Source organism: Streptacidiphilus fuscans, from assembly GCF_015690355.1.
GTDB classification, from domain to species: domain Bacteria; phylum Actinomycetota; class Actinomycetes; order Streptomycetales; family Streptomycetaceae; genus Streptacidiphilus; species Streptacidiphilus fuscans.
Map to the genome: position 1 here is coordinate 151,961 of NZ_JADPRT010000015.1, position 26,743 is coordinate 178,703.

At 70.1% G+C, this 26,743-nt stretch carries 31 protein-coding genes; 13 read left to right on the top strand and 18 right to left on the bottom strand.

Going from position 1 to position 26,743, the window contains the following annotated elements:
- Positions 1-127: 127 nt before the first annotated feature.
- The 4 genes from cysS to I2501_RS29925 all read right to left on the bottom strand — a co-directional run bounded on the left by cysS (position 128) and on the right by I2501_RS29925 (position 3,753).
- Positions 128-1,528 (bottom strand): cysteine--tRNA ligase, encoded by a 1,401-nt coding sequence (gene cysS / locus I2501_RS29910; RefSeq protein ID WP_196197411.1) that lies wholly within the window; start codon positions 1,526-1,528, stop codon positions 128-130.
- 184 nt (positions 1,529-1,712) lie between these two features.
- The gene (gene ispF / locus I2501_RS29915; protein ID WP_196197412.1) at positions 1,713-2,237 is read right to left on the bottom strand and encodes a 2-C-methyl-D-erythritol 2,4-cyclodiphosphate synthase; all 525 of its coding nucleotides are present in this window, start codon (positions 2,235-2,237) and stop codon (positions 1,713-1,715) included.
- On the bottom strand, positions 2,227-2,991 hold the full coding sequence (ispD, locus tag I2501_RS29920; RefSeq protein ID WP_196197413.1) for a 2-C-methyl-D-erythritol 4-phosphate cytidylyltransferase: 765 nt from the start codon (positions 2,989-2,991) through the stop codon (positions 2,227-2,229). Before ispD ends, ispF begins: the two co-directional genes overlap by 11 nt.
- 279 nt (positions 2,992-3,270) lie before the next feature.
- Positions 3,271-3,753, bottom strand: a complete 483-nt coding sequence (locus I2501_RS29925) for a CarD family transcriptional regulator (protein WP_030255707.1) — start codon at positions 3,751-3,753, stop codon at positions 3,271-3,273.
- A 360-nt stretch (positions 3,754-4,113) separates the two neighbouring features.
- On the opposite strand from I2501_RS29925, the gene I2501_RS29930 reads away from it, so the two are divergent.
- A complete protein-coding gene (locus I2501_RS29930; RefSeq protein ID WP_196197414.1) occupies positions 4,114-4,746 on the top strand; it encodes a hypothetical protein in 633 nt (210 codons plus the stop codon).
- 276 nt (positions 4,747-5,022) lie between these two features.
- Here I2501_RS29930 and I2501_RS29935 read toward each other — a convergent pair whose 3' ends face one another.
- Both I2501_RS29935 and I2501_RS29940 read right to left on the bottom strand, forming a co-directional pair.
- Positions 5,023-5,709 (bottom strand): response regulator, encoded by a 687-nt coding sequence (locus tag I2501_RS29935; RefSeq protein WP_196197415.1) that lies wholly within the window; start codon positions 5,707-5,709, stop codon positions 5,023-5,025.
- Entirely contained in the window at positions 5,706-7,103 is a 1,398-nt protein-coding gene (locus tag I2501_RS29940; RefSeq protein WP_196197416.1) for a sensor histidine kinase, read from the bottom strand. Before I2501_RS29940 ends, I2501_RS29935 begins: the two co-directional genes overlap by 4 nt.
- Positions 7,104-7,344: 241 nt before the next feature.
- Between I2501_RS29940 and phoU the strand changes: the two genes are divergently transcribed.
- The gene (phoU, locus tag I2501_RS29945; protein ID WP_196197417.1) at positions 7,345-8,019 is read left to right on the top strand and encodes a phosphate signaling complex protein PhoU; all 675 of its coding nucleotides are present in this window, start codon (positions 7,345-7,347) and stop codon (positions 8,017-8,019) included.
- 557 nt (positions 8,020-8,576) lie between these two features.
- Here phoU and I2501_RS29950 read toward each other — a convergent pair.
- A complete protein-coding gene (locus tag I2501_RS29950) occupies positions 8,577-9,002 on the bottom strand; it encodes a GNAT family N-acetyltransferase (protein WP_196197418.1) in 426 nt (141 codons plus the stop codon).
- Positions 9,003-9,095: 93 nt separating this feature from the next.
- On the opposite strand from I2501_RS29950, the gene I2501_RS29955 reads away from it, so the two are divergent.
- Positions 9,096-9,506 (top strand): VOC family protein, encoded by a 411-nt coding sequence (locus I2501_RS29955; RefSeq protein WP_196197419.1) that lies wholly within the window; start codon positions 9,096-9,098, stop codon positions 9,504-9,506.
- Between the two features lie 81 nt (positions 9,507-9,587).
- Here I2501_RS29955 and I2501_RS29960 read toward each other — a convergent pair whose 3' ends face one another.
- Positions 9,588-10,346, bottom strand: coding sequence for a phosphoglyceromutase (locus I2501_RS29960; RefSeq protein ID WP_196197420.1), 759 nt, complete (start codon positions 10,344-10,346; stop codon positions 9,588-9,590).
- Positions 10,347-10,499: 153 nt separating this feature from the next.
- Here I2501_RS29960 and I2501_RS29965 point away from each other — a divergent pair, with 153 nt between their 5' ends.
- Together I2501_RS29965 and I2501_RS29970 are read left to right on the top strand one after the other, a co-directional pair.
- On the top strand, positions 10,500-11,825 hold the full coding sequence (locus I2501_RS29965) for an MDR family MFS transporter (protein WP_196197421.1): 1,326 nt from the start codon (positions 10,500-10,502) through the stop codon (positions 11,823-11,825).
- 9 nt (positions 11,826-11,834) lie between these two features.
- Positions 11,835-13,184, top strand: a complete 1,350-nt coding sequence (locus tag I2501_RS29970; protein WP_196197422.1) for a GNAT family N-acetyltransferase — start codon at positions 11,835-11,837, stop codon at positions 13,182-13,184.
- Positions 13,185-13,194: 10 nt separating this feature from the next.
- Here I2501_RS29970 and I2501_RS29975 read toward each other — a convergent pair whose 3' ends face one another.
- The 3 genes from I2501_RS29975 to I2501_RS29985 all read right to left on the bottom strand — a co-directional run bounded on the left by I2501_RS29975 (position 13,195) and on the right by I2501_RS29985 (position 15,444).
- On the bottom strand, positions 13,195-14,100 hold the full coding sequence (locus tag I2501_RS29975; protein ID WP_196197423.1) for an AraC family transcriptional regulator: 906 nt from the start codon (positions 14,098-14,100) through the stop codon (positions 13,195-13,197).
- Between the two features lie 91 nt (positions 14,101-14,191).
- Positions 14,192-14,530, bottom strand: coding sequence for a hypothetical protein (locus tag I2501_RS29980; RefSeq protein ID WP_196197424.1), 339 nt, complete (start codon positions 14,528-14,530; stop codon positions 14,192-14,194).
- A 41-nt stretch (positions 14,531-14,571) separates the two neighbouring features.
- On the bottom strand, positions 14,572-15,444 hold the full coding sequence (locus I2501_RS29985) for a TetR/AcrR family transcriptional regulator (RefSeq protein ID WP_328806741.1): 873 nt from the start codon (positions 15,442-15,444) through the stop codon (positions 14,572-14,574).
- 431 nt (positions 15,445-15,875) lie between these two features.
- Between I2501_RS29985 and I2501_RS29990 the strand changes: the two genes are divergently transcribed.
- On the top strand, positions 15,876-16,157 hold the full coding sequence (locus I2501_RS29990; protein WP_196197425.1) for a hypothetical protein: 282 nt from the start codon (positions 15,876-15,878) through the stop codon (positions 16,155-16,157).
- A 36-nt stretch (positions 16,158-16,193) separates the two neighbouring features.
- The gene (locus I2501_RS29995) at positions 16,194-16,877 is read left to right on the top strand and encodes a class I SAM-dependent DNA methyltransferase (protein WP_196197426.1); all 684 of its coding nucleotides are present in this window, start codon (positions 16,194-16,196) and stop codon (positions 16,875-16,877) included.
- A gap of 10 nt (positions 16,878-16,887) precedes the next feature.
- Here the strand turns inward: I2501_RS29995 and I2501_RS30000 are convergent, their stop codons facing one another.
- Positions 16,888-17,595, bottom strand: a complete 708-nt coding sequence (locus tag I2501_RS30000; RefSeq protein WP_196197427.1) for an HAD family hydrolase — start codon at positions 17,593-17,595, stop codon at positions 16,888-16,890.
- A gap of 193 nt (positions 17,596-17,788) precedes the next feature.
- Here I2501_RS30000 and I2501_RS30005 point away from each other — a divergent pair, with 193 nt between their 5' ends.
- Positions 17,789-18,172 (top strand): hypothetical protein, encoded by a 384-nt coding sequence (locus I2501_RS30005; protein WP_196197428.1) that lies wholly within the window; start codon positions 17,789-17,791, stop codon positions 18,170-18,172.
- A gap of 93 nt (positions 18,173-18,265) precedes the next feature.
- On the top strand, positions 18,266-19,114 hold the full coding sequence (locus I2501_RS30010; protein ID WP_328806742.1) for a S1 RNA-binding domain-containing protein: 849 nt from the start codon (positions 18,266-18,268) through the stop codon (positions 19,112-19,114).
- On the opposite strand, the gene I2501_RS30015 is transcribed toward I2501_RS30010, so the two are convergent.
- The 3 genes from I2501_RS30015 to I2501_RS30025 form a co-directional block, all read right to left on the bottom strand.
- Positions 19,085-19,438 (bottom strand): hypothetical protein, encoded by a 354-nt coding sequence (locus tag I2501_RS30015; RefSeq protein WP_236047506.1) that lies wholly within the window; start codon positions 19,436-19,438, stop codon positions 19,085-19,087. The genes I2501_RS30010 and I2501_RS30015 overlap by 30 nt on opposite strands.
- Before the next feature lie 41 nt (positions 19,439-19,479).
- Positions 19,480-19,935, bottom strand: coding sequence for a DUF2199 domain-containing protein (locus I2501_RS30020; protein WP_408022801.1), 456 nt, complete (start codon positions 19,933-19,935; stop codon positions 19,480-19,482).
- A gap of 121 nt (positions 19,936-20,056) precedes the next feature.
- Positions 20,057-20,575 (bottom strand): hypothetical protein, encoded by a 519-nt coding sequence (locus tag I2501_RS30025; protein WP_196197430.1) that lies wholly within the window; start codon positions 20,573-20,575, stop codon positions 20,057-20,059.
- Positions 20,576-20,803: 228 nt separating this feature from the next.
- On the opposite strand from I2501_RS30025, the gene I2501_RS30030 reads away from it, so the two are divergent.
- The 3 genes from I2501_RS30030 to I2501_RS30040 all read left to right on the top strand — a co-directional run bounded on the left by I2501_RS30030 (position 20,804) and on the right by I2501_RS30040 (position 22,446).
- Complete coding sequence (locus tag I2501_RS30030) at positions 20,804-21,301, top strand: helix-turn-helix domain-containing protein (protein WP_196197431.1); 498 nt, start codon at positions 20,804-20,806, stop codon at positions 21,299-21,301.
- A 15-nt stretch (positions 21,302-21,316) separates the two neighbouring features.
- Positions 21,317-21,964 carry a hypothetical protein gene (locus I2501_RS30035; protein WP_196197432.1) on the top strand — a complete coding sequence of 216 codons (648 nt, stop codon included), beginning with the start codon at positions 21,317-21,319 and terminating at the stop codon, positions 21,962-21,964.
- Positions 21,965-22,086: 122 nt separating this feature from the next.
- The gene (locus I2501_RS30040; RefSeq protein ID WP_196197433.1) at positions 22,087-22,446 is read left to right on the top strand and encodes a DUF2516 family protein; all 360 of its coding nucleotides are present in this window, start codon (positions 22,087-22,089) and stop codon (positions 22,444-22,446) included.
- Here I2501_RS30040 and I2501_RS30045 read toward each other — a convergent pair.
- Positions 22,373-23,734 carry a PP2C family protein-serine/threonine phosphatase gene (locus I2501_RS30045; RefSeq protein WP_196197434.1) on the bottom strand — a complete coding sequence of 454 codons (1,362 nt, stop codon included), beginning with the start codon at positions 23,732-23,734 and terminating at the stop codon, positions 22,373-22,375. The two genes, I2501_RS30040 and I2501_RS30045, sit on opposite strands and share 74 nt — an antisense overlap.
- 251 nt (positions 23,735-23,985) lie before the next feature.
- Here I2501_RS30045 and I2501_RS30050 point away from each other — a divergent pair, with 251 nt between their 5' ends.
- The gene (locus I2501_RS30050; protein WP_215910125.1) at positions 23,986-24,606 is read left to right on the top strand and encodes an O-acetyl-ADP-ribose deacetylase; all 621 of its coding nucleotides are present in this window, start codon (positions 23,986-23,988) and stop codon (positions 24,604-24,606) included.
- 64 nt (positions 24,607-24,670) lie between these two features.
- Here I2501_RS30050 and I2501_RS40780 read toward each other — a convergent pair whose 3' ends face one another.
- Both I2501_RS40780 and I2501_RS30060 read right to left on the bottom strand, forming a co-directional pair.
- On the bottom strand, positions 24,671-25,732 hold the full coding sequence (locus tag I2501_RS40780; protein WP_196197436.1) for a C40 family peptidase: 1,062 nt from the start codon (positions 25,730-25,732) through the stop codon (positions 24,671-24,673).
- A 143-nt stretch (positions 25,733-25,875) separates the two neighbouring features.
- On the bottom strand, positions 25,876-26,691 hold the full coding sequence (locus I2501_RS30060) for a class I SAM-dependent methyltransferase (RefSeq protein ID WP_196197437.1): 816 nt from the start codon (positions 26,689-26,691) through the stop codon (positions 25,876-25,878).
- Between the last annotated feature and the right edge of the window lie 52 nt (positions 26,692-26,743).

Sequence of the window (26,743 nt, forward strand, 5' to 3'; positions counted from 1 at the left end):
TGTCCTGCTTCCTTCTTGCTTCTACGCTTTCGCGCTCGACTGCTTCTCTGCTGCTTCTCTGCTGCTTCGTGTTCTCTGCTGCTTCGAGCTGCTCTACTGCTGTGCGGTGCGGGCTATTTGACGCGTGCTACTTGCTGAGGGTCCAGCGCGAACCCTCCGCGCGGTCCTCGATGGTGAGCCCGGCCTGCGAGAGCCGGTCCCGGATGGCGTCGGACGTGCCCCAGTCCTTGCGCTCGCGCGCGGCCTGCCGCTGCTCCAGCACCAGCTTGACCAGCGAGTCCACCACCTCGTGCAGGTTGTCCCCGCCGCTCGCGCCGGCACCGGCCCAGAACGGGTCCATCGGGTCCATGCCCAGCACTCCGAGCATGGCACGGACCTCGGCGAGACGCGCGACCGCGCTCTCCTTGTCGTCCGCGGCCAGCGCGGCGTTGCCCTGCCGCACGGCGGTGTGGACGATCGCCATCGCGCCCGGCACGCCGAAGTCCTCGTCCATCGCCTCCGCGAACGCGGGCGGCACGTCCGCCGCGGGCTCGACCTCGCCGTGCAGCTCGACGACGCGCTCGATGAAGCCCTCGATCCGGGCGAACCCGGTCTCGGCCTCGCGGAGCGCCTCCTCGCTGTACTCGATGGTGGAGCGGTAGTGCGGCGTGCCCAGGTAGTAGCGGAGCACGATCGGACGCCAGTTGGCCACCATCTCGGAGACCAGCACCGAGTTGCCGAGCGACTTGCTCATCTTCTCGCCGCTGAGCGTCACCCAGGCGTTGTGCAGCCAGTAGGCGGCGAAGTCGTCGCCGTAGGCCTTGGACTGGGCGATCTCGTTCTCGTGGTGCGGGAAGATCAGGTCCCGGCCACCGCCGTGGATGTCGAAGGCGCTGCCCAGGTACTTGTGCGCCATCGCGGAGCACTCCAGGTGCCAGCCCGGTCGCCCGTCGCCCCATGGGGTGGGCCAGCTGGGCTCACCGGGCTTGGCGGCCTTCCACATGGCGAAGTCGCGCGGGTCGCGCTTGCCGACCTCGCCGTCGCCCTCGGGCTGACGGAGGTTGTCCAGCTCCTGGTGCGAGAGCGCGAGGTACTCCGGGTACGAGGTGACGGAGAAGTAGACGTTGCCCTCGGGCGTCGCGTAGGCGTGACCGCGCTCGATGAGCCGCTGCATCATCTCGATCATCTCGGTGACGTGCCCGGTCGCCCGCGGCTCGGCCGTGGGCGGCAGGCACCCGAGAGCGGTGTAGCCGTCGTTGAAGGCACGCTCGTTCGCGTAGCCGATCTGCCACCAGGGCAGGCCCGACTGGCGCGACTTGGCGATGATCTTGTCGTCGATGTCGGTCACGTTCCGGACGAAGGTGACGTCGTAGCCCCGGTGGGCGAACCACCGGCGCATGATGTCGAAGTTGAGGCCGGAGCGGATGTGACCGATGTGCGGCGCGGCCTGGACGGTCGCTCCGCACAGGTAGATCGAGACGCAGCCCGGCGTGATCGGGACGAAGTCACGGACCTGACCGGAGGCGGTGTCGTGCAGGCGAATGCTCACCCCACCAGGGTAGTGGGCGAGAACCGGTGCCCTGCCCCTGCACGGGCTGACGCCACACGCCTTTATTGCCCGCGTCACACATGAGCGCTGAGGCAAGCGAGGCAGTTGCAGCGCCTAGGGGCGCAAGGAACTGCGCGAACAACCACCCACGCAGGGAGAACGCCGAACGCGCAGGGCCATCCGCTCAGTAGACGAGCGCCGTGGCGACCGCCGTCAGGCCTTCCTCGCGCCCAGGGAAACCCAGCCCGTCCGTCGTCGCACCCGCGACCGAGACCGGCGCACCCACCGTCGCCGACAGCAGCTCTTGCGCCTCCGCGCGCCTCTTGCCGACCTTCGGCATCGCGCCGACGACCTGCACCGCGACGTTGCCGATCTCGAAGCCCGCCTCACGGACGATCCGCGCGGCCTCCGCGAGCAGCTTCACACCGGACGCGCCCGCCCACTCGGGACGGTCCGTCCCGAAGTGCGCGCCGAGGTCGCCGAGGCCCGCCGCCGAGAACAGCGCGTTGCAGGCCGCGTGGGCGACGACGTCCGCGTCGGAGTGGCCGTCCAGGCCGAAGGAGTAGCCCTCCCAGCGCAGACCCGCGACCCACAGCTCGCGCCCCTCGGCGAACGCGTGGGTGTCCACGCCGATCCCGGTGCGCGGAAGACGGGGAAGGGACACGCCCTCGGAACTCTTCGTGTCAGCGCCCTTCGCGTCAGAACTCATCGCGGGACCTCCGTCGGGCCAGGACCGCCTCCGCCAGGACGAGATCCAGCGGACGGGTCACCTTGAACGCCTCCTCGTGGCCGGGCACGACCACGACCCGGCCGCCGAACCGCTCGACCAGGCCCGCGTCGTCGGTCGCGTCGACACCCTCGGCGACCGCCTTGGTGTGCACGCGGTCGAGGACGTCGCGGCGGAAGCCCTGCGGGGTCTGCACCGCGCGCAGGGTCGACCGGTCGGGCGTGGAGAGGACCGGCTCCGGCGCGCCGGGCACGGCGGGCGCGCCGACCTGCTTGACCGTGTCCGCCAGGGGGACGGCCGGGACGACCGCCTCGGCGCCCTCGGCGACCGTGCGGGCCACGGCGTCGACGACGTCGACAGGGACCAGCGGGCGGGCGGCGTCGTGGACGAGCACGACGTCGACGTCGTCCGGGAGCGCGGCGAGGCCGGCCCGGACGGACTCCTGACGGGTCGCGCCACCGGGCACCACGACGAGGACGGCGTTCTCCCGCTCACCGAGCGCGTCGGCAAGGAGGGCGCGCACCTCGGCGACACCGTCCGCGGGTGCGACCACGACGACGCGGCCGACGGCACGCGAACGCGCCAGTACGCGGACGGCGTGCACCAGGATCGGCACCCCGCCGAGGTCGCGCAGCGCCTTCGGGGCACCGGGCCCGAGGCGCTCGCCCCGGCCGGCGGCGGGAACCACTGCTGCGGCGTTCAGGTTTGGTCCCTTCGGGGATGTGGGTATGGCCATGGCGTGCCGGGCTCAGCGCCCTTCCGTGAAGCGCCACTTGCGCTTGCGTCCGGCACTCGCACCGCACGCACCGCAGCTGCTCGCACCACAGCTCTGGGCTCAGCCTTCACCACACGCACCACGCACGCAGGACTGACGCCGCGTGGCGCGTGCGACAGCGCACGCCTCAGCGCCCGGCGACGGCATCGCCAGGCGCTGAAACGAAACATACCGTGACGTCATGCCCGTACGTGCGGACGCACGTACGGAATGCACCACGTACTGGGCCCAGGGAAGCCCTCAGGAAGCGAGGACCTCGTCGAGCAGCGTCTCCGCCTTGTCCTCGTTGGTGTTCTCGGCGAGTGCCAGCTCGCTCACCAGGATCTGGCGTGCCTTTGCCAGCATCCGCTTCTCGCCTGCGGACAGCCCGCGCTCGCGCTCACGTCGCCAAAGGTCGCGCACAACCTCCGCGACCTTGATAACGTCGCCGGAGGCAAGCTTCTCCAGGTTCGCCTTGTAGCGCCGGGACCAGTTGGTCGGCTCTTCGGTATATGGTGCCCGCAGCACCTCGAAGACCCGGTCCAAGCCGTCCTGGCCGACCACGTCGCGCACTCCGACGAACTCCGCGTTCTCCGCGGGCACGCGCAGCGTCAGGTCACCTTGCTGCACCTTGAGCACCAGATAGGTCTTGTCCACACCCTTGATCTGGCGGATTTCGATGGCCTCGATCAGCGCGGCCCCGTGATGGGGGTAGACCACGGTGTCGCCAACCTTGAACGTCATGTGACAGGTACCCCTTCCGTGGCTTTCCAGGGTAACACGGTCCGGGCCGTATCAGAAGGGCGTTTCCGCAGGTCAGAGCATATCCGCAGGCTTGACAAGCGACATGATTCCGTGCTGCGACCCCTGTTCGAGACAGGCTTCCCGCAGGTCGGAGCGGTTGTTCACGAACCTGCGGGTATCGCCCCGGCTCGCAATGATCTTGCGTTCGGTGCGTTATGAAACCGTGATCCGATCTTCGTCCGACAGGGTATCGGTCGGCTCTCGAACGCGACACGGGCTACCCCGTGTGGAGCGGATAAAGCCCATCGGTAATCTGAACGCGGCCAGAACCATCAAAACGTTCAAGGAGCACCCTCCGCCGTGAGCCGCACTCTTCGTCGCGGCGCGGTCGCCGCCGTCATCGTCGCGATCGCCCCCGTCCTCGCCGCCTGCTCTGCGGGGTCCAGCGCGGCGACCCTCCAGGTCAAGCCCAACGCAGGCGCCACCTCGCTGAGCAACGGCCAGCTGAAGGTCAACGGCGTCGAGGTCGTCGCCGACCGCCTTGGCAACGCCCCCGCCAACGTCGTCGCGAACATCGCCAACAACGAGTCGCAGGCGGAGACCCTGGTCTCGGTCACCGTCGGCGGGACTGCCGCGACGCTGTCCGGCTCGGGCAACATCAACACCCAGGCCAGCCTGATCCTGGGCGGCCCGGCGACCGGCACCGTCCAGGCGACCGTCCCGACGCTCAGCCAGCCGGCCGGCGCCGTCATCCCGGTGACCTTCGTCTTCGCCAACGCGGGCTCGGTCACCGTCGACGCCCAGGTCCAGAAGGGCACCGGCGTCTACGCCTCCTACGCCCCCGGCACGCCGAGCCCGACCGCGAGCGCCCTGCCGCGCGTCAGCGCGTCCGCCACGGCCCACAAGGGCGGCACCACCCACAAGCCCGGCAGCAGCGCCACCCCGACGATCGGCGCCCAGGCGACCACCCCGGTCTCCAAGCCGACCGCCTGAACCCGGCTGAGTCCCATCAGCTGAGCCCCGACGGCTGAGCCCAGCAGCTCAGCGAAGCGGCTAGGCGCAGGGCCCGACGCCAGAGGCCGGGCCCGTCCTGATCAACAGGACGGGCCCGGCCTCAGCCACTTTCGGGTGAAGTTGTGGCGCGGCGGGAGCGCACTCGCCCCCGACTGTTCGACGCAATGCTCGAACCGGCCTTCGACCCGGAAGGCGGGTCGACGACCGGTTCGGTGCTGCTATGTGCGCGGAGCGCCGAGCGGCCGCGTGGGCCGATCAGGGCTCGAACTTGTAGCCCAGGCCGCGGACGGTGACCAGGTAGCGCGGCGCGCCCGGGTCCGGCTCGATCTTGGCGCGCAGGCGCTTGACGTGGACGTCCAGCGTCTTGGTGTCGCCGACGTAGTCCGCGCCCCAGACCCGGTCGATCAGCTGCATCCGGGTGAGCACCCGGCCCGCGTTGCGGAGCAGCATCTCCAGCAGGTCGAACTCCTTGAGCGGCAGGTCGACCTTGGCGCCGTCGACGGTCACCACGTGACGGTCGACGTCCATCCGGACCGGGCCGGCCTCGAGCGCGCCGGGGCCGCCGGTGGTCTCCTCCGCCTCGCCGCGGCGACGCAGCACCGCGCGGATGCGGGCGACGAGCTCGCGGGTGGAGTAGGGCTTGGTCACATAGTCGTCGGCCCCTATCTCCAGGCCTACGACCTTGTCGATCTCGCTGTCCTTCGCGGTGACCATGATCACCGGAACGCTGGACTTGGCGCGCAGCTGGCGGCAGACCTCGGTGCCGGGCAGGCCCGGCAGCATCAGGTCGAGAAGCACCAGGTCGGCGCCGTTGCGCTCGAACTGGTCCAGCGCGTCGGGCCCGGTGGCGGCGATCGCCACCTCGAAGCCCTCCTTGCGCAGCATGTAGGACAGGGCGTCGCTGAAGGACTCCTCGTCCTCGACAACAAGCACACGGGTCACGGCATGGCCTCCGGGGCGGCGGTAAGGGTGGGAGAGGTGGTCTCGGTCGAGTCGGTCGATCCCGACGACTCGACGGCGTGCGGATCCGGCTGCTCGGGCAGGTGAGCCGGTTCCGTCCGGGGGGTGGACGGGTCAGTGGGTGCGGCGTGGGTGCCGTGGGACGCGGCGACGTCGGCGTCGGCGTCGGCAGCGATCTCCGCGTCTGCGGCGGGCTGCGCGTCGTTGGATACGGGCTCCAGCCCCGGGAGGTCCCCGGAGGGGAGGCGCAGCGTGAACGTGGACCCCTGGCCCTCGACGCTCCACACCGAGACCGTGCCGCCGTGGGAGGCGGCCACGTGCTTGACGATGGAGAGACCGAGGCCGGTGCCGCCGGTCGCCCGGGACCGGGCCGGGTCGACCCGGTAGAAGCGCTCGAAGACGCGCTCCCGGTCCTTCTCGGAGATGCCGACGCCCTGGTCGGTCACCGATATCTCGACCGAGTCCTGCCGGGTGCCGGGCAGCTTACGGGCCGCGATGGCGACGCGTGTCCGGGCCGGGCTGTAGTTGACGGCGTTCTCGACGAGGTTGCCGAGCGCCGCGGCCAGCTGGCCGCGGTTGCCGTAGAGGTGGAGCCCGGCGATGCCGCCGGCGGCCATGGTGATCTGCTTGGCCGCCGCCGAGTGGCGGCAGCGGTCCATCGCCTCGGCCACCAGCTCGTCCACCGGCACCAGCTCCGGGTCGACCATGCGCAGGTCGTCCTGGACCCGGGAGAGCTCGATGATCTCCTGGACCAGGCTGGTCAGCCGGGCGGACTCGATGAGCATCCGGCCCGAGAAGCGGCGTACCGCCTCCGGGTCGTCGCTGGCGTCCTGGACTGCCTCGGAGAGCAGCGACAGGGCGCCGACCGGGGTCTTCAGCTCGTGCGAGACGTTGGCGACGAAGTCGCGTCTGACCGCCTCGATCCGCCGTGCCTCGGTCAGGTCCTCCACAAGGACCAGCACGAGTCTGGAGCCGAGCGGCGCCACGCGTACCGATACCGCCAGCCCGTCGCCGCCTCCCCCGGCGCGGCGTGGGATGTCGAGATCGGCCTGCCGTATCTCACCGTCACGGCGGGTAAGCCGCGCCATCGCCAGCATCGACTCGACGGCGATCGCGCCCCCGCGCACCAGCCCGAGGGCGTAGGCCGCAGAGCTCGCCTTGATCACCTGGTCGCTCTCGTCGAGCACGACGGCGCAGGAGCGCAGCACTGACAGCACGGTGTCCACACCGGGCGGCAGAGCCGGTTCGTCCTGCTTCTCGGCTCGCTTCGACGGGTGCTGTTCCTTCTCGCTCCAGCGGAAGGCGAGCGCGGCGGTGAGGCCGACTCCGAGCCCGACGATCGCGCTCACGGAGGCGGCGGCCACGTTCACGTCCATATCTTCAGCGTAAGCGCACCGCAGTGACCTGAAGTGAGCCGCGGAGAATGCGCTCAGCCGGAGGATGCCGAGAATTCACCTTCACGACCCCGGTGGTTCACTCCTGCTGGGTTCCTGGGTCGCCGTGGCCACGCACAGTGGGAACATCTGCCTGATCCGGCTGTTTCGGACCGGCAACACCCGACGGACGTGGCAGACCCGTAGACCGGTGTCAGCGGCCCAGTGAGGACTGAGAAGAAGAATGCGCGACGCTTACCACGAGGAACTCGACTCGATCAGCGACGGCCTGGTGGAGCTGGCACGGCTGGCCGGTTCCGCGATGGGCCGGGCGACGACCGCCCTGCTCGACGCCGACCTGGAGCTGGCCGAGAGCGTGATCGCCGCGGACGAGAAGCTCGACAACCTCCACCACGACCTGGAGAACCGCGCCATCGCGCTGCTGGCCCGCCAGCAGCCGGTCGCCACGGACCTGCGCATCGTCGTCACCTCGCTGCGGATGAGCGCGGACCTGGAGCGCTGCGGCGACCTGGCCCGCCACGTGGCCAAGCTGGCCCGCCTGCGCTACCCCGAGTCCGCCGTCCCGGCCGACCTGCACCCGATCGTGCTGGAGATGGGCCAGCTGGCCCAGCGCCTGATCTCCAAGGCCGGCCGGGTCATCGCGACCAAGGACGTGGACGCGGCGCTGGAGCTGGAGCGCGACGACGACGCGATGGACGACCTGCACAAGCAGCTCTTCGCCCACCTGCTGGACGACCGCTGGCACCACGGCGTGGAGACCGCGGTGGACGTCACCCTGTGCGGGCGCTACTACGAGCGCTTCGCGGACCACGCGGTGTCGGTGGCCAACCGCGTCGTCTTCCTGGTGACCGGCGAGCACGCGGACGAGTTCGTGCCGGAGGCGTCCGAGGCGGAGTAGTCGGCGCGGAGCGGTCGACACGTCGCAGTCGACGTGGGGGAATCGGCGCGGGGTGGCTGACCTGCGGCGCTCCGGCAGGGGCGCACGGACGGGCGTACGGGTGAACCCGTACGCCCGTTGACGTTCTGTACACGGGCCGTTTCACTGGGCTACAGGCGCCGATGCCATCCGGCGCCGATCCGTGGAATCCCAGCCACTGACCCCAGCTCCGCTGAGGAGGGCCGTCTCCGTGACCCAGGCTCCTACCCCACAGACTCCGACTCCCCCGCCGGCCACCGACTCGCGCCGCCTCCCACTCCTCGCCGCCTGCGGCTGCGGCTCAGGCTGCGGCTGCGGCTGCCAGTCCGGCGGCGCGTGCCAGTGCGGCGGCTGCGGGCGCTGATCGGGCGTACGCACAGCCGCCGGCTCAGGCCGCGCGCCCAGCCGCCCCCGAGCAGCCCGCCCCTTCGATCCCTGTCCATCTCGACGACGGCCGCGGTTTCGGCCTAACTCGTCGTCATGACGCCGTGGGGCCCCGTTCCTCACGGCGTTCGACGTCACGCTCCCCGGCGCTGATGTCAGTCGAGGCGCTTGAACATGTGGACGTCCTCGTGGCCGCCGGGAATGCCCTGGGTCCGGCCCGTCTCGACATACCCGTGCCGCTGGTAGAACGCGGGCGCCTGGAAGGTGAACGAGGCCACGGCCACCCGGTCGCAGCCACGCCGCCGCGCCTCCTCCTCGGCGGCGAGCAGCAGCTTCGTGCCCCAGCCGTCCTTGCGGTTCTCCTCGCGGACCCAGAGCATGCTGATCCCGCACAGTCCGGCCCAGGTCCAGGCGGACAGGCCCCCCACGACCTCCCCGGCCTCGTCGACGACCTTCAGCGAGAACGCGTCCTGGTCGGCGGCCGACGTGCCGGTCGCGGCGAAGTTGTACTCGTCCAGGCCCCGTTCGAGGATCTCGTTCAGCTCCGGATCACGGTCACCGGTCAGCAACTCGTAGGTCATGCCGTGATCCTAGGGTTCCCGCCGCGCGCCCCCGGCGCGTCGGCCGGATGACCATCCGTCAGATCGCGCGGATCGCCTGGTTAGCTTGAGCGCATGGAGATCACGACCAAGCAGAAGATCACCACGTTCCTGATGTTCGAAGGTAACGCCGAGGAGGCGATGACCTTCTACCTCTCCCTCTTCGACGACGCCGAGGTCGTCCGTCTCACCCGCTACGGCGCCGACGGCCCCGGCAAGGAGGGGACCGTCCAGCACGCGACGTTCTCCCTCGCGGGCCAGCACTTCATGTGCATCGACAGCCCCGCCAAGCACGACTTCACCTTCACCCCGGCGGTCTCCCTCTACGTCCAGTGCGCCGACGAGGCCGAGATCGACCGCCTCTACGCCGCCCTCTCCGACGGGGGCACGGCCCTGATGCCGCTGGGCCAGTACGGCTTCAGCCCCAAGTTCGGCTGGGTCAACGACCGCTTCGGCGTCTCCTGGCAGCTCAACCTCCCGGCCTGACGGCCCACAGGCGGCCCAGAGCAGGAGAAGGCCCCCTATCCGCACCATCGGCGCAGGTAGGGGGCACGATCACGCAGGTGGTTACTTCTTGCCCTGGTTCTTGACGGCCTCGATGGCCGCGGCCGCGGCGGCCGGGTCGAGGTAGCGGCCGCCCTTGGTGATCGGCTTGAAGTTCTCGTCCAGCTCGTAGAGGAGCGGGATGCCGGTGGGGATGTTCAGGCCCGCGATGTCCTCGTCGGAGATGTCGTCGAGGTGCTTGACCAGCGCGCGCAGCGAGTTGCCGTGGGCGGTGACCAGGACGGTCCTGCCGTCGGCCAGGTCCGGCACGATGTTGTCGTACCAGTACGGCAGCATGCGGTGAACGACGTCCTTGAGGCACTCGGTCCGCGGGCGGATGTCGGCCGGAAGCTCCGCGTAGCGCGGGTCGTTCGCCTGCGAGTACTCCGAGCCGTCGGGCAGCGGCGGCGGCGGGGTGTCGTAGGAGCGGCGCCACAGCATGAACTGCTCCTCGCCGAACTCGGCGAGGGTCTGCGCCTTGTCCTTGCCCTGGAGCGCGCCGTAGTGGCGCTCGTTCAGGCGCCAGCTGCGGTTCACCGGGATCCAGTGGCGGTCCGCCCGGTCCAGGGCGATCTGCGCGGTGCGGATCGCCCGGCGGAGCAGGGAGGTGTGCAGGACGTCGGGAAGAAGACCCTCCGCGGCGAGCAGCTCGCCACCGCGTACGGCCTCCTTCTCACCCTTCTCGTTCAGGTCGACGTCGACCCAGCCGGTGAAGAGGTTCTTCTCGTTCCACTGGCTCTCGCCGTGACGGAGCAGCACAAGACGGTAGGGAGCTTCAGCCATGGCCCCGAGCCTAGTCCAGGTGCCAATTCGGTGGCGCGCCCGCCCACCGAGTCGGTAGCGTGCGGACAGACTGTCTGACACTTACCTGCCAAAGGCGGAGTGCGAATGTCCAAGGCTGCCCCCGGCCGCTTACGAGTCTGGCTGAACGAAACCGTGGGCGGACTGCCGACCACCTTCTGGTGGCTCTGGACGAGCACCCTGGTCAACCGGCTCGGCAGTTTCGTGGTCACCTTCCTCACCCTCTACCTGACCACCACGCGGGGACTCTCCCCCGCCGTCGCCGGGTTGGTCGTCTCCTCGTACGGCGTCGGCGGTGTCGTCGGCTCGATCCTCGGCGGCGTGCTGGCGGACCGGATCGGACGGCGGCCCACCCTCGTCACGGCGCAGACGCTTGCCGCGGTCGCCACGGTCGCGCTGGGCTACACGCGGGCGCCGATGGTGATCGCGGTCGTCGCCGCGCTGCTCGGTCTGACCAGCGGCTGCGCCCGGCCCGCGACTTCTGCGGCCATGGCCGACCTCGTCCCGAGCGCGGACCGGGTGCGGGCGTTCTCGCTGAATTACTGGGCGATCAACATCGGCTTTGCGATCTCCGCGTCGGTAGCCGGACTGATCGCCGCGCACGGCTTCGTGCTCCTCTTCTGGGCCGACGCGATCACGACGCTGCTCTGCGCGCTCGTCGTCTTCCTGCGCATCCCGGAGACCCGGCCGGAGCAGACCTCCGCGGTGTCGGAATCCGGCACGTCCGAGTCTGCCGAGGCCCCGGTCAGCATGGGTACGGTCGTCCGCGACGGCGCGTTCATGGGCCCGGTGGTGCTGACCTTCCTGCTTGCCGTCGTCGAGGGCCAGAACGCCGTCGCCCTCCCGGTGGTGATGGGCCGCCAGGGGTTCACGGCCACCGACTACGGCCTGGTCATCGCGGTCAACGGACTGGTGGTCGTCCTCGCCCAGATGCCGATCAGCAGGGTGGTGGAGCACGGCAGCCGCAAGGCCGCGCTGACCTCGGCCGCCCTGCTGCTCGGCTTCGGCACCGCGCTCTGCGCCTTCGCCGGAAGCCTCTGGTTCTACGCGCTGACCGTCGTCATCTGGACCTGCGGCGAGATGATCTGGACGCCCGCCACCCAGGCCCTGGTCGCCGAGCTCTCGCCCACCCACGGCCGCGGCCGGTACCAGGGCGCGCTCCAACTGGCGTGGCAAGCCAACTCGTTCATGGCCCCGCTGTCGGCCGGTTTCATGCTGAGCGCGTGGGGCGCGAACTCGGTCTGGGGCACGTGCGCCGCGCTCGGCGTCCTCTGCGCGGTCGGCTACATGCTGCTGATGCGCGGCCGGGCCGGGCGCCTTCAGCTCGCGGGGACCGACGAGGGCGAGACGGCCGACAGCACGGTGGGCGACAGCACGCTCGCCGACAGCACGGTGGACGGCGACGCGCTGGACGGCGGGTGCGGCAACAATTCCGGTGCTTCCGCCGACGTCGCCTCCTAGAGTGCGGACATGGACGAGCCGAAGACGCAGCTGAAGCCCCCGCACACGCACACGAACGTCGAGATCCGGGTCATCGACGACTCCACCGTTGCCGCCTGGGGCCAGGCGCTGAACGCCGGCTTCATGCAACCCATGGGCGAGGGCTCCGCCGACTACCACCGGCAGCGCTTCGACCTCGCCGCCGGCCGCGCGCTCGGCGCGTTCGACGGCGGGCGCTGCGTCGGCACGTTCCGCAGCTTCGCCAAGGAGCTCACCCTCCCCGGCGGGGCGACCGCCGTCGCGGACGCGATCACCAACGTCACGGTCTCGGCCACGCACCGCCGCCGCGGCCTGCTCACCCGGATGATGCGGCAGGACCTGGACGCCGCCGTCGCCCGCGGCGAGGCCTTCGCCATGCTGATCCCGGCCGAGTTCGGCATCTACGGCCGCTACGGCTTCGGCCCGGTCGCCGGTCAGCACGGCCGGCTCATCGACAAGCAGCTGGCCGGTGGCATCCGCGTGCCCGCCGAGGCGGACGAGGGCCGCATCGAGCTGATCACGCTGGCCGAGTACGCCGACATCGCCCCCGAGCTGCACGAGCGCTTCCGCCGCACGCGTCCTGCGGCGGTCTCCCGCGACTCGGCCGTCTGGAAGTTCCGCACCGGCGAACTGACCAGCCAGGACAGCACCTTCAAGGAGCCGCTGATCGCCCTCTACCGCGATCCGGACGGCAATCCGGCGGGCCTGCTCACCTACACGGTCGTCGACGAGTGGCGGAACTGGCTCCCCAAGGACGTCACGCTCAAGGTCAAGGACTACTTCGCGGTCGACTGGACCGCCGAGGCCGCGCTGTGGCGCTACGCGCTTCAGGTCGACTGGGTCCAGCGGATCGACATCTGGGACCTCGCCACGGACTCCCCGCTGCCGCTGGCCCTGCACAACGGCCGTGCCTGCGTGGACAACGGGGACAGCTCGGACGACTTCTTCTGGGTGCGCATCCTCGACGTGCCGAAGGCCTTCGCGGCGCGGACCTACGCGGCCCCCGGCCGGGTGGTCTTCGAGGTGACGGACGCACTCGGCTACGCGGCGGGCCGCTACGCGCTCGACGCGGCCGAGGACGGCACCGGCGTCTGCGTCCCGGTAGGGGACGCCTCGGACGTCTCGGACGTCGCGGCTTCCTCAGCCACCTCGGACGTCTCTGCAGACGAGGTCGACTTCGCCTGCGACATCAGCCAGTTGGCGACGGTGTACTTCAATTCCCAGCCGCTCACGCTCCTGCAGCAGGCCGGCCTGCTGCAGGAGCGTCGGCCGGGCGGCCTCCGGCGTGCTCAGCAGGTGCTGCGCACCGACCTCGCGCCGTGGTGCCCGGACACGTTCTGACGGCGGCCCGTCAGGCCTGTTCCCGCTCCACCGCGATCCACAGCTCCGCGACCGCGCCCGCACCGGCCTCCGGCCGCATCCCGGCGTCGCTGCGCACCCGCAGCAACGTCGGCGCGGGGCGGTGGCGGTAGGGGTTGGACGGGAACCACTCGGTGTAGACGTCGCGCCACAGGTGCTGCAACGCCTGCGGGAACTCTCCCGTGCTGGTGAAGACGGCCCAGCTGCCGGCCTGGACGGTGTACGCGTCGAGGTCCGGCTCGGCCGCCGCGCGCGCGGGCGTCGTCACCACCGCGTGGTAGTAGTCGAGCAGGCTGCCCTCGTCCCGGTTGTCCGGGTCGTGTGGCAGCGTGCCCGAGACGATGCCCTCGGGGTCCTGGTCCGAGAGCGCGACGATCCGCGCCATCGTCTCCGGGTCGATCCCGCTGATCATCTCGGCGATGTGCGGGTTCACCCCCTCGTGGATCTGCGGGACGGTGGCCTTGCGGCCGACGATCGCCAACTCGTCCTTCTCCACGATCCGGTACTGCATGGTGCTGCTCCCTTCGACGACGAGCCGGAAGGTCATCCGCGGCTGTGACCGCAGCACGGCACCGGCGCCCGCCCGGCGGGCCTCCCCCGGCCCGATCCCGTGCATGGCCCGGAACGCCCGCGCGAACGCCTCGCCCGAGCCGTAGCCGTAGCGGACCGCGATGTCGAGCAGCGTGCTCTCCCCCGACAGCACCTCGGCCCCGGCCAGCGTCAACCGCCTGCGCCGGACGTACTCCGACAGCGGCATCCCGGCCAACGCCGAGAACATCCGCCGCAGGTGGTACTCCGAGGTCATCGCGATCCGCGCCAACTCGGCGACGTCGATGCCCTCCTGGTCCCCCAGATGCGCCTCGACCCACGCCATCGCGTCGTTCAACGACTCCAGCACGCCGGCGGCTCCTTCCGTTTCCCTTTCGATCACCGAGCCTAGAAAGCGTGCCAGGTACCGGACCCGACATCCTGTGCCCGCGATCGTCGGGTCAGGCACGGGCCGGTGGATCGTGGCGATGAGCCTGGCCATCGGTGGCGCCAGCCGCACTGGTCGTCCTGCCCGAGCGCCTTGCCGGGAGTGCTTCGCCGCAGCGGAGGCATCGCTTGGCGCTGAGGGCCCTGTCCACCAGAGCCACGACCAACAGCACCGCGCCGAACGGTACGACGAAGCCGAACCAACTGAGGCCGATGACCGCAAACAGAGTGATGTAGGCGAGCACGAACAGAAGCAGGGTGAAAACAGCGGCCAGCGCAACGATCCCCAGGCCGTGCCAGAACGGCGCGTGGCCACGGGTGTCGCGGGCCGGATCCGTCGTGTTGCTGCTCATCGCGTCATCCCCTCCGGCGGCGCCGAGGGGATGACGTCCGGTCAACCCTTGGTGCGCCGCCTGCGTTTGGCACCGACCTCGGGGTCGGCGGGCGCGGCCGACTTGGCCGACGCCGTGGTCCTGCCGATCGTCGGCAGGATGAATTCCTTGATCATGTCCACCGCGTCGCGGACCAGCGGGCGGAAGACCCGGTAGCGCGACAGGGTGACGATCTTGGCGACGAACGGGGCGCAGCGCTTCACGAACGCGCGGGTGCGCTCGGTGTCGTCGGTGCGGTCGAAGACCCAGTAGAGGACGACGACCATCAGGTGCAGCCAGAGCAGGTCGGGCAGCAGCTCGTCCAGCTCCGGGTCGATCTTCGGCCCGAGGTCCGAGCCGTCCAGGACCTCGCGGAAGATCTGGACGGACGTCGTGCGGGCCGGGTGGGACTCGTTGGAGAAGGGGCTCAACGCGCTGTTCGGATCTGCGGCGGTCCGGAAGAACTGGGCCGCGAACTCGTGGTACGGCGCGGCGCAGTCCACCCAGGAGTCCAGCGCGACGGTCAGACGCTCGGCGAAGTCGGTCCGCCCGGCCATCCGGGCCCGTGCGTCCAGGGCGTGCTCGTGGGTCATCCGGTCGTAGAACCCCTGGATCAGGAATTCCTTGCCCTCGTAGTAGTAGTAGGCGTTCCCGACCGAGACGCCCGCCTCCGCGGCGATCGCGCGCATCGTGGTCTTCTCGTAGCCGCGCTCCTGGAAGAGCCGCATCGCGGTCTCCAGGATCAGCGCGCGGGTGCGCTCGCTCTTCGCCGTCCTGGCGGGCTCGGCTCCGCCGGGCTCGGCTCCGCCGGGCTCCGTTCCGCCGGGCTCGGCTCCACGGGGCTCCGCGGAGCTCTCCTGCTCGTCCTTCGCGGTGGCGGGCTGGTCGTCGGTCACGGGTCGAGGCTATCCGGACCAGCAGCCCGGAAGGACACGAGCACCGGCTGTCCCCTGCGCAGTCGCTGCTCCCTCCCGGGCCGCTCCCCGCCCGACTCGGACTGCCCCGAGCGCTCCGTGGCCGCGCCTGCGCGGACCGCGCGACACCCACCGGCCCGCGGCGTCGCTGGTGCCGTGGGCACGGCTCGGTGGTGACGGTCGTATGCATGGCGCAGCAGCCCCCCATGGCCTGGCCTGAAGAATTGAACGCGTTCATATTCGCGTCGAGGACGACTGTAGTCCTGTTTTTGAACGTGTTCAATACGATGGCGGGTAGCGGTGCCCCGCCCTACGAAGGCTCAGATCTCGATCAACTGAGGTGTCCTGACGCACCACCACGGGAACAGAGCGTCTACATCGGCGGGCAGATCCGCCGGAACGGGGGAACTCTCATGCCCATCGCCACCACGCTCGCGTTCCTTGCGGCCTGCGTACCGTTGCTCGTCGTGATCGCACTCATCGTGACCGTCTCCCGACGGCGCCGGCTTGAGGCGGGCAACAGGAAGCGGCGGGCGCCGCGCCTCGACAACGGGCTCGGCTACCTGTCGGACCCGGGTGCCGGCGGTCGTCACCACGGCCACCAGCACCACCACGGCCACCACACCTCGCACAGCTCCGGCGGACACCACGGCGGCGGGCACGACTTCGGCGGTGGCGGCGGGCACGGCCACTGACCGGTCGCTGTCAGAGGTGGCCGCTACGGTGCCGTCATGACCGAACAGACCTCCGCCCGGACGTACTTGGAATCCACCCGCACGTCCTACGACACCGTCGCCGCCGACTACGCCGAGCTGCTCGCCGACGAGCTCGCGGCGAAGCCGCTGGACCGGGCGATACTGGGCGCCTTCGCGGAGGTGGTCGGCCCCAAGGCCCGTGCGGCGGAGCTGGGTTGTGGGCCCGGTCGGGTCACCGCGCATCTGCGCGGGCTCGGGCTGGAGGGGATCTTCGGGATCGACCTCTCGCCCGGGATGGTCGAGGTGGCCCGGCAGCGGCATCCCGACATCCGCTTCGAGGTGGGCTCGATGACGGAACTCGACCTGCCGGACGCCTCGTTGGACGGCGCGGTCGCCTGGTACTCGACCGTCCACACGCCGCCGGAGCTGCTCCCGACCGTGTTCGCCGAGATCCACCGGGTGCTCGCGCCGGGCGGACGGCTGCTGCTCGCGTTCAAGGCGGGCGACCTGCACCGAAAGCTGAGCCAGGGCTACGGCCACGACGTCGACCTGGACGTCTACTGGCTCCCGCCGGACCAGGTCGCCGCGCTTCTCACCGACGCCGGCTTCACCCTCGACGCCCGGCTGGTCCGCGCACCCCACGAGAGCGAGCGGGCATTCCAGGGCGAGCAGGCCTTCTTCGTCGCGACCCACTCGTCGCCGGAGGCGCCCACCACCTGAGCGCGCAGGCTCAGCGGGTGATCAGTGAGGGGTCGCGGACGGCGGAGACGACCTCGGACAGCGTCGAGACGAACGGCCCCGGCCAGTCGTCCTCGCGGGCATGCGCGTCGTTGACCGCCCAGTCGTCGGCGCGCAGCATGACGGCCGTCATTCCCTGCGCACTCGCGCCGCTCAGCTCACTGCCTCCGCCGTCTCCGACGTAGAGGCACTCACCCGTCGGCGTCCCCAACTGGGCGGCAACCTGGCGGAACAGCTCCGGATCCGGCTTCCTTCGCCCCTCCCGACAGGACAGCACGACGGCGTCCACCAGCGGGGCGATGGCCAGCGACGGCCAGGCCTCCGCCAGTTCGACGGTGCAGTCGCTCAGGACCCCGATACGAAGGCCGTCGCCACGAAGCCGCTCCAAGGTGTCGACCGCGTCCTCGCGGAACACGAACAGCTCACGCTGGGAGGCGCGCCTGGCCGCGACCGCCGCCGCCAGCGTTTCGTCGTCCGGGTCGACTCCGCAGCTCCGGGCCAGCGCGCGGATCGTCTCGGTCAGATCACCCAGCGCTCCCACCGCCCGATCGGCGAAGGACTCGTCCAGCGCCTGGCGCCACTGCCGCATCGGAATGCCCAACGGGGCCGCGCTCCGAGCAGCGTGCTCGTCCCAGACGTCGGTGGGAACACTGGGCGTCAGCGTGCCGAAGAAGTCGAAGATCACGGCCGAGAAGGACATGGCGGGACCATACCCACCCCGTCGACGCCCCGCGCCGACACTGTGACTGGAAGCCGTAGTTTGCGGCTGGCGCCCTGCCTCTCTGAAGGTAAGTCACCCTGAGGCCCTGACCAGTGGGCCGTGACACGTTAGCCGGAACCTGACCACTCGAGGTGGAAGCCGGTGATAGGGGCGGGCCGCGTAATCTCGCGGGATGCATTCCCCTCTGAGCTTCGAGAACCCTCCCGCGCTGACCCACGGTGTGGTGGTCGAGACGTTGGAGCGGGCTCTGCGTGACCGATCGCACGAGGCCGAAGCGGCGACCGTCCTTGTCGGGAGTGCATTGAACGACAACGACAGGGACTTCGTCGAACACTGGTGCGTGCAGGTTGGGACACGCGCTGTGCCGGGGAGTCCGCTGCTCGGGCTGGCCGGGCTGTGCCTGGGTCACACCGCTCGGCGCTTGGGGCGTCTCAGTGATGAAGCCCTCGCCCTGTTGGAGTCGCTGGCGGTGCGTACCGAGGCGGACCCATCGGACGTGGACGGTCGGGCCCTTGACGGCTATGACGACGCCCGAACCTTCCTACACCTGTGGTGACGCCGACAGTCGTTGCAGGTTAGGCCGTTCTGCCTGAACTGCTCGTGGTGAAGGGGGAAGCGTGACCGGTCAGCGCGGACTAGGCTCCCCTTCGTGCCCGAGCCAGCCCGTGATCCTCGATGGGAATTCTTGATCAACCAGCTCCAGCCAGGACCCGTGAGAACAGGGAAGGTTGTCGGGTTCGACGGAGCGGACGTCCTGGTGCAGCTCGTAGATGCCGAAGGGGAGATGGCCGAGATCGGCCGGATCCCTCGGGACGAGACGTCGATGCGTCGGATGGAGCACCCGTCCGAGCTGTTTGAGGTCGGCCAGGAGATCAACGCCGAAGAGATAGGGCGTTGGCGCACAGGTCAGCTTCACCTCTCCGCCAAGGCGTGTGAGATTCCAGCCTTGCGGTCCTTTCTGCTCGCGCTTGAACGAGGGCAGGTCGTCGCTGGGACTGTGTCCGAGGTTCACAACTTCGGTGTCTTCGTTCACATCGATGGTGAACCGGACGGCCTGTGCACGGGCTTCATCCGCGTGCCGGACCTGACGTGGCGCTGGATCAACCACCCCTCCGAGGCAGTCGATGTCGGCCAGCGGATCAGCGCTGAGGTGATCATTGCCGAGACGCGCTCCGGACAAGTCACGCTCTCGCTGAAGGCTCTGCAGGAAGATCCACTCATTCGATTTGCGGATCAGGCAGGCCGGGTCCTCACCGGGCCGATCACCAAGATCGTTCCTTTTGGCGTGTTCGTGCAGCTTGCGCCCGACGTCGTGGGATTCCTTCACCTCTCAGAGCTGACTGCCGAGCCGATCGAGACCCCGGATCAACTTGTCGAAGAGGGCGAGCTGATCACGGTGAAGGTCACCGAGGTCGACCTCCAACGTCACCGGGTGCGGCTGGGCGCCGCAGGCGGAGCGGACGGAACCTCAGCCATTGTGGATCTCACCGGTCGATGACGTCTCGCGCTCGGCGACGAACTCGTCGAGTAGTTGGAAGAGGACCTCAATCGCGTGCTTCTCGTCGTCTGGCGGAAGCTTCCAGATGTTGTCCCAGCCGTCGGGGAGAGCGATGTGGAGAACTTGTCCGGGCCAGCCGTGGTTGCAGCTGCGCCCGCGACGACGGACGACCCACTCAGGCCAGCCGGTGAGGCCGGGACCACCGTGGCGCTTGGCGTGCTGGTCGTAACCGGTCAGGAACGCGGTCACCGCGTGGAAGGATGCCGTGCCCACGAACATGCCTGGCCGACGTCCCACGCTGGCCAGGTATTCGCGTTCGCTCATCTCCCAGAGCGTCTTGATCGGGCCTTCTCCAGTGGGGTTCATCACGCAGCGCCGGGGTGCAGGACGGACTCTGCGATTTCACGGACGCGGTCGAGGGTGATGCCGGTCCGCTGCTCGACGGCAAGCGGGTGGTCTGTGGGCTCAAGCTCGACGAAGGGCCGTTGTCCGACCCTCCGGGTGTGGAGGTTGGTCTTGAGATTGAGGGTGTTCGGCGCGTAGATGGAGAGAGCGGTCGTCAGCCAGCCGAAGTAGGGCGGCTCGGACTCCCGGCCTGGGGTCTCCCACACATTCAGGGCTCGGGCGAAGTTGTCCCGACTCAAGGAGATCCAGACTCCCCAGGAGAACACCTGGTCGCTGCCGATGACCGGGATCTCGATCATGCCCTTGACGAAGAAGTGCTGTGCCTTGATGACGCACTGGTCCGAGGAGAGCATGCTGTCGGAGGCGTTCGCGAGCGCCTCGTCCCAGACGTCGGGCGCCATGGTGGAGTAACTCATGGGCAGCTCCGCGTGGACCTCTCCGCAGCAGGAGCACGTGTATCCCAGGTCGGTGGTCATGCGGGGAGCTTAGTGATCGCCTGTGACGTTGCCGGGAGTGGTCGGGGACCAGCGGGCTGTGTCACTCCTCGTCGACGTTCCACCTCAGCGGCAGGTCCGCCTCGCAGAACACGCAGACGAAATCATCCTCCCGCACGACGTGGAGCTCTCCGCAGGCCGGGCATCGGCGGAAGACGACCGTGTGAGTGAACCCCTCCGGCGCCTCGATCCCGGCCCGGACCAGCGCGTCCGCCACCGCCGGCCACGAATCAACGTCCGGGCAGTAGCCGGTTGACTGGTTGCTGACCTCGGCCGCTGCCCACCGATCCGCTTCTCGAGCGAACCGCATCTCACCCGCACTGAAAACGGGCTCGCCACCGGCACACACCACGTGCTCACTCCGCCGAGCCGCCAGCCGCAGCACACCGTCCCCACCGACGGCGAAGGTGAACGGCTCGGCCAGTTCCGCGGTCGACCGTTCCCCGGCCCACCGCTCGAAGTCCCCGGCCGAGACCACCCGGAATCCCTCACCGCCGACCCGAACAAGCGCTCGCAGATCGGCCGGGCCGACGTACCGATACAACCGTCTCCGCTCACTCATGCCGGACAACCTAACCCCAGCCCAGCCCCAGGACCTGGGGAATTACGCGACGCCCGGCCTCCCGAATCTGCCTGAGGCGGGGCAGCAACAACTTTGGCCAAGCATGGGGGCCTAGCTGGCCAACCGACCTACAAAGTGGCCAACCAGCGTGACCCGGCACACGACACGCCGCAAACGCTTGCTAGCACCGTGCTTGCAATTGCAAGCACGAAGGAGCAGCATGGAGTCATGGCCTCACTCAACGTCGGGTCGCTCGGCGAGTACATCCGGGAGCAGCGGCGGCATGCGCAGTATTCGCTGCGTCAGCTTGCCGACGCAGCAGGGGTGTCGAACCCGTACCTGAGTCAGATCGAGCGCGGACTGCGCAAGCCCAGCGCGGAGATCCTGCAGCAGATTGCCAAGGCGCTGCGGATCTCGGCGGAGACGCTGTACGTGCAGGCGGGAATCCTGGACGAGCGCGAGGAGGAGGGCCTGGAGCTCCGGGCCGCGATACTCGCCGATCCGCTGATCGACGAGCGGCAGAAGCAGGTGCTGCTCGCGGTCTACGAGTCGTTCCTCAAGGAGAACGGCATCCGGGTCGGCGACCCCCAAGCGGCGGACGCCACGGAGGCCGCTCACGCCAGGGCCACCGCAGCCGCCGCGCCGACGAGCACCCGGACCCGCACCGCACCCGCCGACGGGGCCACCACAGACGAGCCGCACACACCCAGCCAGCAGACGACGTGAAGGGGAGGAATTCCGATGCCGATCACTGACGACCTCCGTAAGACCCTGTCCGACCCCACCCCGCTCTACGCCCTCGCCGGGGCCGGTGACCTGGCGGTGGAGAAGCTCCGGACCGTTCCGGAGAAGGCCGCGGCCCTCGCCGCCGACCGGCAGGCCGCGCAGGAGAAGGCGACCGCGCGCCTGACCGAGGCCCAGGCACGCCTGGTCGAGGCGCAGGCCAAGGTCACCGAGACGGTCCAGTCGCTGCCGACCGACATCAAGTCGCTGCAGGAGCGGGCCCAGAGCCTCGCGCTGCAGAGCGTCGGCCGTGCCGCAGAGCTCGCGGTCAAGGCGCGCGAGGTCTACGACGAGCTGGCCGTGCGCGGCAAGGTCGTCGTGGACCGCCAGTTCAAGGACGGCGCGGATGACGCCGACCCGCAGCCGGTCACCGCGAAGGCCGAGCGGAGCAACGGCAACGCGACCTCCAAGGCGGACGTCTTCGCCGCCGGCCTGGACGACGTCGAGGCTGACGCCGACGCCGAGGTCGTGGACATCGTCGAGGTCGTCGAGGTCGTGGAGATCGTGGACGAGCCCGCCCCGGCCAAGGACACGTCGGCCAAGGAGGCCGTCGCGCCCAAGCCCGCCCGCAAGTCGACGCCGCGCAAGCCCCGCACCACCAGCTGACTCAGAGGGCACGCGACAAGAGAGCGACAGGATCGCAACGGCTGGGGCACGTCCTGTGTGCCCCAGCCGTTCTGCATGTCACGATGGGCTGGAGCCCGTCCGAGTGGAACGAGGGAGTGGCGATGAACCAGCTGGCCGCCTACGGACTGCTGACGGCAGCGTTCGACAACGTCCTGTACTGGCTGATGATGGGCCTGACCCTGTTCACGGTCTTCACCTTCGTCGACGCAGCGTTCCGCCGCGAGGACGCGTACCGGGCCGCGGACAAGAAGACCAAGCCGTTCTGGCTGATCATCCTGGGCGTGGCCGTGGGGATCCAGTTCTTCCTCGGTTCGATCTTCCTCGACCTGATCGCGATCGTGGCCGCGATGGTCTACATGGTGGACGTGCGGCCCGCGCTCAAGCGGGTCAGCCCGCCCCGCCGGGGTGGACGGAACGGCCAGCAGAAGCAGGACCACATGGGGCCGTACGGGCCCTGGTGAGCAGGAGCACCGCGACGTCGTCGGCCAGCGCGCCACCGTTGAGGTCCTCGACCTCGGACATGGCGGTGTCGATCAGCAGCTCGTCGCGGAGGCCCGCCTGCCGGTGGTCGCCGATCATGTCGATCAGCCCCTCCTGGCCGAGGCGGCGCGTGCCGGCGCCTATCCGGCCCTCGATCAGGCCGTCCGTGTAGAGCATCAACGCCCAGTCGTCGCCGAGCCGGACCTTGCCGGGGGGCCAGTGGCCCTCGCCGATCAGGCCGAGCGCGGGACCGGCGTCGTCGTAGGGCAGCAGCACCGGTCGGCCGTCCTCGAGCAGCAGCAGCGGCGCGGGGTGACCGGCCAGGTGCAGCTCGGCGTGCTCGCCCTCGGGGTGGATGGCCAGCATGCAGAGGGTCGCGAAGATCTCCTCGCTGCGGCGCTCGTGCTCCAGCACGCGCTGCAGCGTGGCCAGCAGCGCCTCGCCGGTCAGGCCGGCGAAGACCAGGGTGCGCCAGGCTATCCGCAGCGCGACGCCGAGCGCGGCCTCGTCGGGACCGTGGCCGCAGACGTCGCCGATGACGACGTGGACCGTGCCGTCGGCGGTGCGGACGGCGTCGTAGAAGTCCCCGCCGAGCAGCGCCCGGCGGCGACCGGGCCGGTAGCGGGCGTGGAAGCTGAGGCCGGAGCCGTCGAGCAGCGGCGTCGGCAGCAGGTGGCGCTGAAGGCGCGCGTTCTCCTGTCCGCGCAGCTCCGCCTCGACCAGGCGGCGCTGGGACTCGTCGGCGCGCTTGCGCTCGACCGCGTAGCGGACCGCGCGGGTCAGCAGACGGCCGTCCATCTCCTGCTTGACCAGGAAGTCCTGGGCACCGGCGGCGACAGCCGCGGCGCCGAGCTGCAGGTCGACCGTGCCGGTGACGGCGAGGACCGCCGTGCGCGGGGCGCGGCGCAGCAGCGTGCGGATGTCCTCCAGGCCGCTGCTGTCCGGAAGTTCGAGATCGATCAGGACGCAGGCGGTGTCCGCGTCGAGCATCGGCAGCGCCTCGGGGAGGCTGCGGGCCCAGCGGAAGGCGACCTCGGAGCCGAGCTCGGCCAGGAGGTTGCGCACCGACTCGGCACCCGCGTCGTCGTCCTCGATGAGCAGCACGGAGAGCGGCGGCACGAGCGAGGTGGCGACGGCCTCGGCCGCGGCGACCTCAACGGACTCGGGACTCGCGGCCTTTGTGCTGTTTGTGCCGGTTGCGTCGGAGATACGCGGGCGCGGTATCGCCGCACTCGCTGCGTTCGCAGCGGCGCCGGAACTGGCGTTCATGGGCCCTACCTCCCTCTCTCCGACTCGGTAACGGCTGGGCGGCGGATCCAGTGCCCACCCAACACCATCATCTGGCGTCCTTCCCGTGACCGTGACGTGATCTGCACGACCTCTCCCCAGCGCTTTCGGTCACGCGCGAGGCGACCGAGATCACAGTGCCGTACGAGAGCCCGTGTGGCACTTGAGGCGTAACGGTGCTGCGCCACGCCCGAGAAGCCCTCTAGCGTGCCACAGGAGGAGAGGAGTTGGTGATGGAGATCACGCTGGTTCAGGGGGACATCACACGGCAGGAGGTGGACGCCGTGGTGAACGCGGCGAACTCCTCGCTGCTGGGCGGAGGCGGCGTCGACGGCGCGATCCACCGCGCGGGCGGCTCGGAGATCCTGGCGGCCTGCCGGGAACTGAGGGCGGGGCACTACGGCAAGGGCCTGCCCACCGGCCAGGCGGTGGCGACCACCGCCGGACGGATGCCCGCCCGTTGGGTGATTCACACCGTGGGCCCGGTCTACCCGCAGCCGGGCACCCCGTCGGCCGAGTTCGAGCGCCGCGCCGCGCAGTTGGCCTCCTGCTATCGCGAATCGCTGCGCGTGGCTGACGAGTTGGGTGCGCGCACGGTGGCGTTCCCGGCCGTCTCGACCGGCGTCTACGGCTGGCCGATGGAGAACGCCGCGCGGATCGCGCTCCGCGTGATGCTGTCGGCCGGAGCACGGGACGCAACGGGCAAGTCGGGCACATCGGTTGAGGCGGACATGGGCGAGGCGGGGAACCCGAGCCTGGTCGAGGAGGCCCGGTTCGTGCTGTACGGGGCAGACGCCTACGGCGTCTTCGAACGGGTGTGGCAGGAGTTGTCGCACGGACCCATGGTGGACTGAGAGACCGTCAATCCACCATGGGTATTCGATAACTCGTTCGAGTGAACTTCGACTATGCGAGTCGTCAGGAGGGTCTGACCACGCCGAGGATGGGCATCGAGCCGGCCGCGGCGAGCTCGACGACGCCGCCCGGGTGCGGCGCCTCGATGATGGCGCCGTCCCCGACGTAGAGCGCGACGTGGCTGGCGTCGTGGAAGTAGATGATGAGGTCCCCGGGCTGCAGGTCGGAGACGGGCACGTGCGGAAGGTCCGCCCACTGCGTCTCCGAGGTCCGCGGAATGTCCACGCCCGCCGCCTGCCAGGCGCGCATGGTCAACCCCGAACAGTCGAACGAGCTGGGGCCGACGCCACCCCAGAGGTAGGGCTTGCCGATCTGCGCGACGGCATAGGCGATGGCCGCCCTGCTCGCCCCGGTGGCCCGACGGCCCAGCTCCGCCGCGGTGAGCGTGCCGCGCCAGGCCATCTGGGCCGCGAGCGCGGTCTGCGCCTGCATGGTCTGCAACTCCGTCAGATCGGCGGCGGAGAGCGAGGCCAGCAGCGCCTTCGCGGCGGCCAGCTTTCCCTTGATCTCGGAGACGGCGGCGGCAGCCTCGGCCTGGCTCCGTGTCAGCGCGGCCAGTTCGGTGGTCGCGGCGTTGCCGTCGGCGGCGAGGGTGGCCTGCGCCTGCTGCAGTTGTTGCAGCGCGGCAGCCGCGGAGGTGGAGGCCTGCTGGGCCAGCGGGATCTGGGCGAGATAGGCGCCGGGATCCTGGGCGAGCAGGGCCTGGAGGGTGGGATCGGAGAACGCGGACAGCCCCGAGTACTGCGACTCGGCGAACTGCCCGACCAGCGAGGTGAGGGTGTCGACCTTGTCCTGTGCGGCGACGATCTGCCGCGCGATGGCGACGATCTGCGCTTCCTGCGCGGTGACGGCCTGGGTCGCCTCGTCGTAGCGGGCGGACGCCGACTCGGCCTGCTGGTAGAGCGTGGCGATCTCGCCCTGCAGCTCGGCGAGCCGCGAGGAGGCGCTGGCGGGCTGAGCGGCAATCGCCGGCGGAGCGGCGGCGGTCGTGCCGACCACGCTCAACGCCAAGGCGGAGACGGCGAAGAGGACGGACTTCCGGCGACGGGGGCGAGAACGTGGCACGGCAGGCCTCCCATTTACTGACGCAGCGTCAGATATGTTCCCGGGATGCTGCCATGGATCGCTGTAAACGACCAGGCTCTTGGACGGGCAGGGGCAGGGGACGTTGCACCGCCGTGCGGCGCACCAGGCTCGGCGCGGTGGGCTCAGCGCGGCGCGACAGCCGCCCAGCGGAGCGTCAGTTCGCCGAGGCGGTGGCGGGCGTGGGTGTCGACAAGGGGCCAGTCCGGGGCGATGGTGCGGACGGTGGCGAGCCAGCGCTGGCGCACGCCGAAGTCCGCGTACGGCGCGGCCGAGGCCCAGGCGCGGTCGAGGTCGCGGAGCAGCGCGTGGACCGGCTCGCCCGGCACGTTCCGATGGATCAGCGCCTTGGGCAGCCGCTCCGCCAGATCGGAGGGGCGCTCCAGCGACGCGAGGTGCGTGGACAGGGTCAGCGTGCGCGGACCCTCCGGACCGAGGGCGACCCAGGACTGACGGCGGCCGATCTCGTCACACGTGCCCTCGACCAGCAGTCCGTCCGGGGCCAACCGGGCGCAGAGGCGCTCCCAGGCCGCGGCAACCTGGTCCTCGTCGTACTGCCGCAGCACGTTCGCCGCGCGGATGAGTAGCGGGCGCTCACCGCCGTCCAGCGGGACCTCGAAGCCGCCGCGACGGAAGGTGAGCGCGGGCGGACGGGCACAGCGCTGCGCCGCGAGGACGCGCTCCGGCTCGATCTCGATGCCGACCACTCGAACGTCAGCACGAACCGCATGCAGCCGCTCGTAGAGCTCGACCGCGGTCCACGGCGCCGCCCCGTATCCGAGGTCGACGGCGACCGGACCGCCCGACGAGAGTGCCCCTGCCCGACGGAGGGCTGGGGCGAGGGTATGGGCGATCCAGCGGTCCTGGCGGCGCAGACGGTTCGGGTTCGTGGTGCCCCGGGTGACCGCGCCCACCGGCTTTGTCCCCGTGCGAGCTCCCATGTCACGCAGCGTACGCGGTCCGGGTCGCAGCGCCCGTACGCGCCGATCAGGT

Coding starts and splice junctions, on each gene's coding strand:
- ispF (WP_196197412.1), bottom strand. CDS start 2,237: ATGAGTTCTGACGCGAAGGGCGCTGACACGAAGAGTTCCGAGGGCGTG.
- ispD (WP_196197413.1), bottom strand. CDS start 2,991: ATGGCCATACCCACATCCCCGAAGGGACCAAACCTGAACGCCGCAGCA.
- I2501_RS29925 (WP_030255707.1), bottom strand. CDS start 3,753: ATGACGTTCAAGGTTGGCGACACCGTGGTCTACCCCCATCACGGGGCC.
- I2501_RS29940 (WP_196197416.1), bottom strand. CDS start 7,103: ATGGACGTGAACGTGGCCGCCGCCTCCGTGAGCGCGATCGTCGGGCTC.
- phoU (WP_196197417.1), top strand. CDS start 7,345: ATGCGCGACGCTTACCACGAGGAACTCGACTCGATCAGCGACGGCCTG.
- I2501_RS29950 (WP_196197418.1), bottom strand. CDS start 9,002: ATGACCTACGAGTTGCTGACCGGTGACCGTGATCCGGAGCTGAACGAG.
- I2501_RS29955 (WP_196197419.1), top strand. CDS start 9,096: ATGGAGATCACGACCAAGCAGAAGATCACCACGTTCCTGATGTTCGAA.
- I2501_RS29960 (WP_196197420.1), bottom strand. CDS start 10,346: ATGGCTGAAGCTCCCTACCGTCTTGTGCTGCTCCGTCACGGCGAGAGC.
- I2501_RS29970 (WP_196197422.1), top strand. CDS start 11,835: ATGGACGAGCCGAAGACGCAGCTGAAGCCCCCGCACACGCACACGAAC.
- I2501_RS29980 (WP_196197424.1), bottom strand. CDS start 14,530: ATGAGCAGCAACACGACGGATCCGGCCCGCGACACCCGTGGCCACGCG.
- I2501_RS29990 (WP_196197425.1), top strand. CDS start 15,876: ATGCCCATCGCCACCACGCTCGCGTTCCTTGCGGCCTGCGTACCGTTG.
- I2501_RS29995 (WP_196197426.1), top strand. CDS start 16,194: ATGACCGAACAGACCTCCGCCCGGACGTACTTGGAATCCACCCGCACG.
- I2501_RS30000 (WP_196197427.1), bottom strand. CDS start 17,595: ATGTCCTTCTCGGCCGTGATCTTCGACTTCTTCGGCACGCTGACGCCC.
- I2501_RS30005 (WP_196197428.1), top strand. CDS start 17,789: ATGCATTCCCCTCTGAGCTTCGAGAACCCTCCCGCGCTGACCCACGGT.
- I2501_RS30015 (WP_236047506.1), bottom strand. CDS start 19,438: ATGAGCGAACGCGAATACCTGGCCAGCGTGGGACGTCGGCCAGGCATG.
- I2501_RS30020 (WP_408022801.1), bottom strand. CDS start 19,935: ATGAGTTACTCCACCATGGCGCCCGACGTCTGGGACGAGGCGCTCGCG.
- I2501_RS30025 (WP_196197430.1), bottom strand. CDS start 20,575: ATGAGTGAGCGGAGACGGTTGTATCGGTACGTCGGCCCGGCCGATCTG.
- I2501_RS30030 (WP_196197431.1), top strand. CDS start 20,804: ATGGCCTCACTCAACGTCGGGTCGCTCGGCGAGTACATCCGGGAGCAG.
- I2501_RS30035 (WP_196197432.1), top strand. CDS start 21,317: ATGCCGATCACTGACGACCTCCGTAAGACCCTGTCCGACCCCACCCCG.
- I2501_RS30040 (WP_196197433.1), top strand. CDS start 22,087: ATGAACCAGCTGGCCGCCTACGGACTGCTGACGGCAGCGTTCGACAAC.
- I2501_RS30045 (WP_196197434.1), bottom strand. CDS start 23,734: ATGAACGCCAGTTCCGGCGCCGCTGCGAACGCAGCGAGTGCGGCGATA.
- I2501_RS30050 (WP_215910125.1), top strand. CDS start 23,986: ATGGAGATCACGCTGGTTCAGGGGGACATCACACGGCAGGAGGTGGAC.
- I2501_RS30060 (WP_196197437.1), bottom strand. CDS start 26,691: ATGGGAGCTCGCACGGGGACAAAGCCGGTGGGCGCGGTCACCCGGGGC.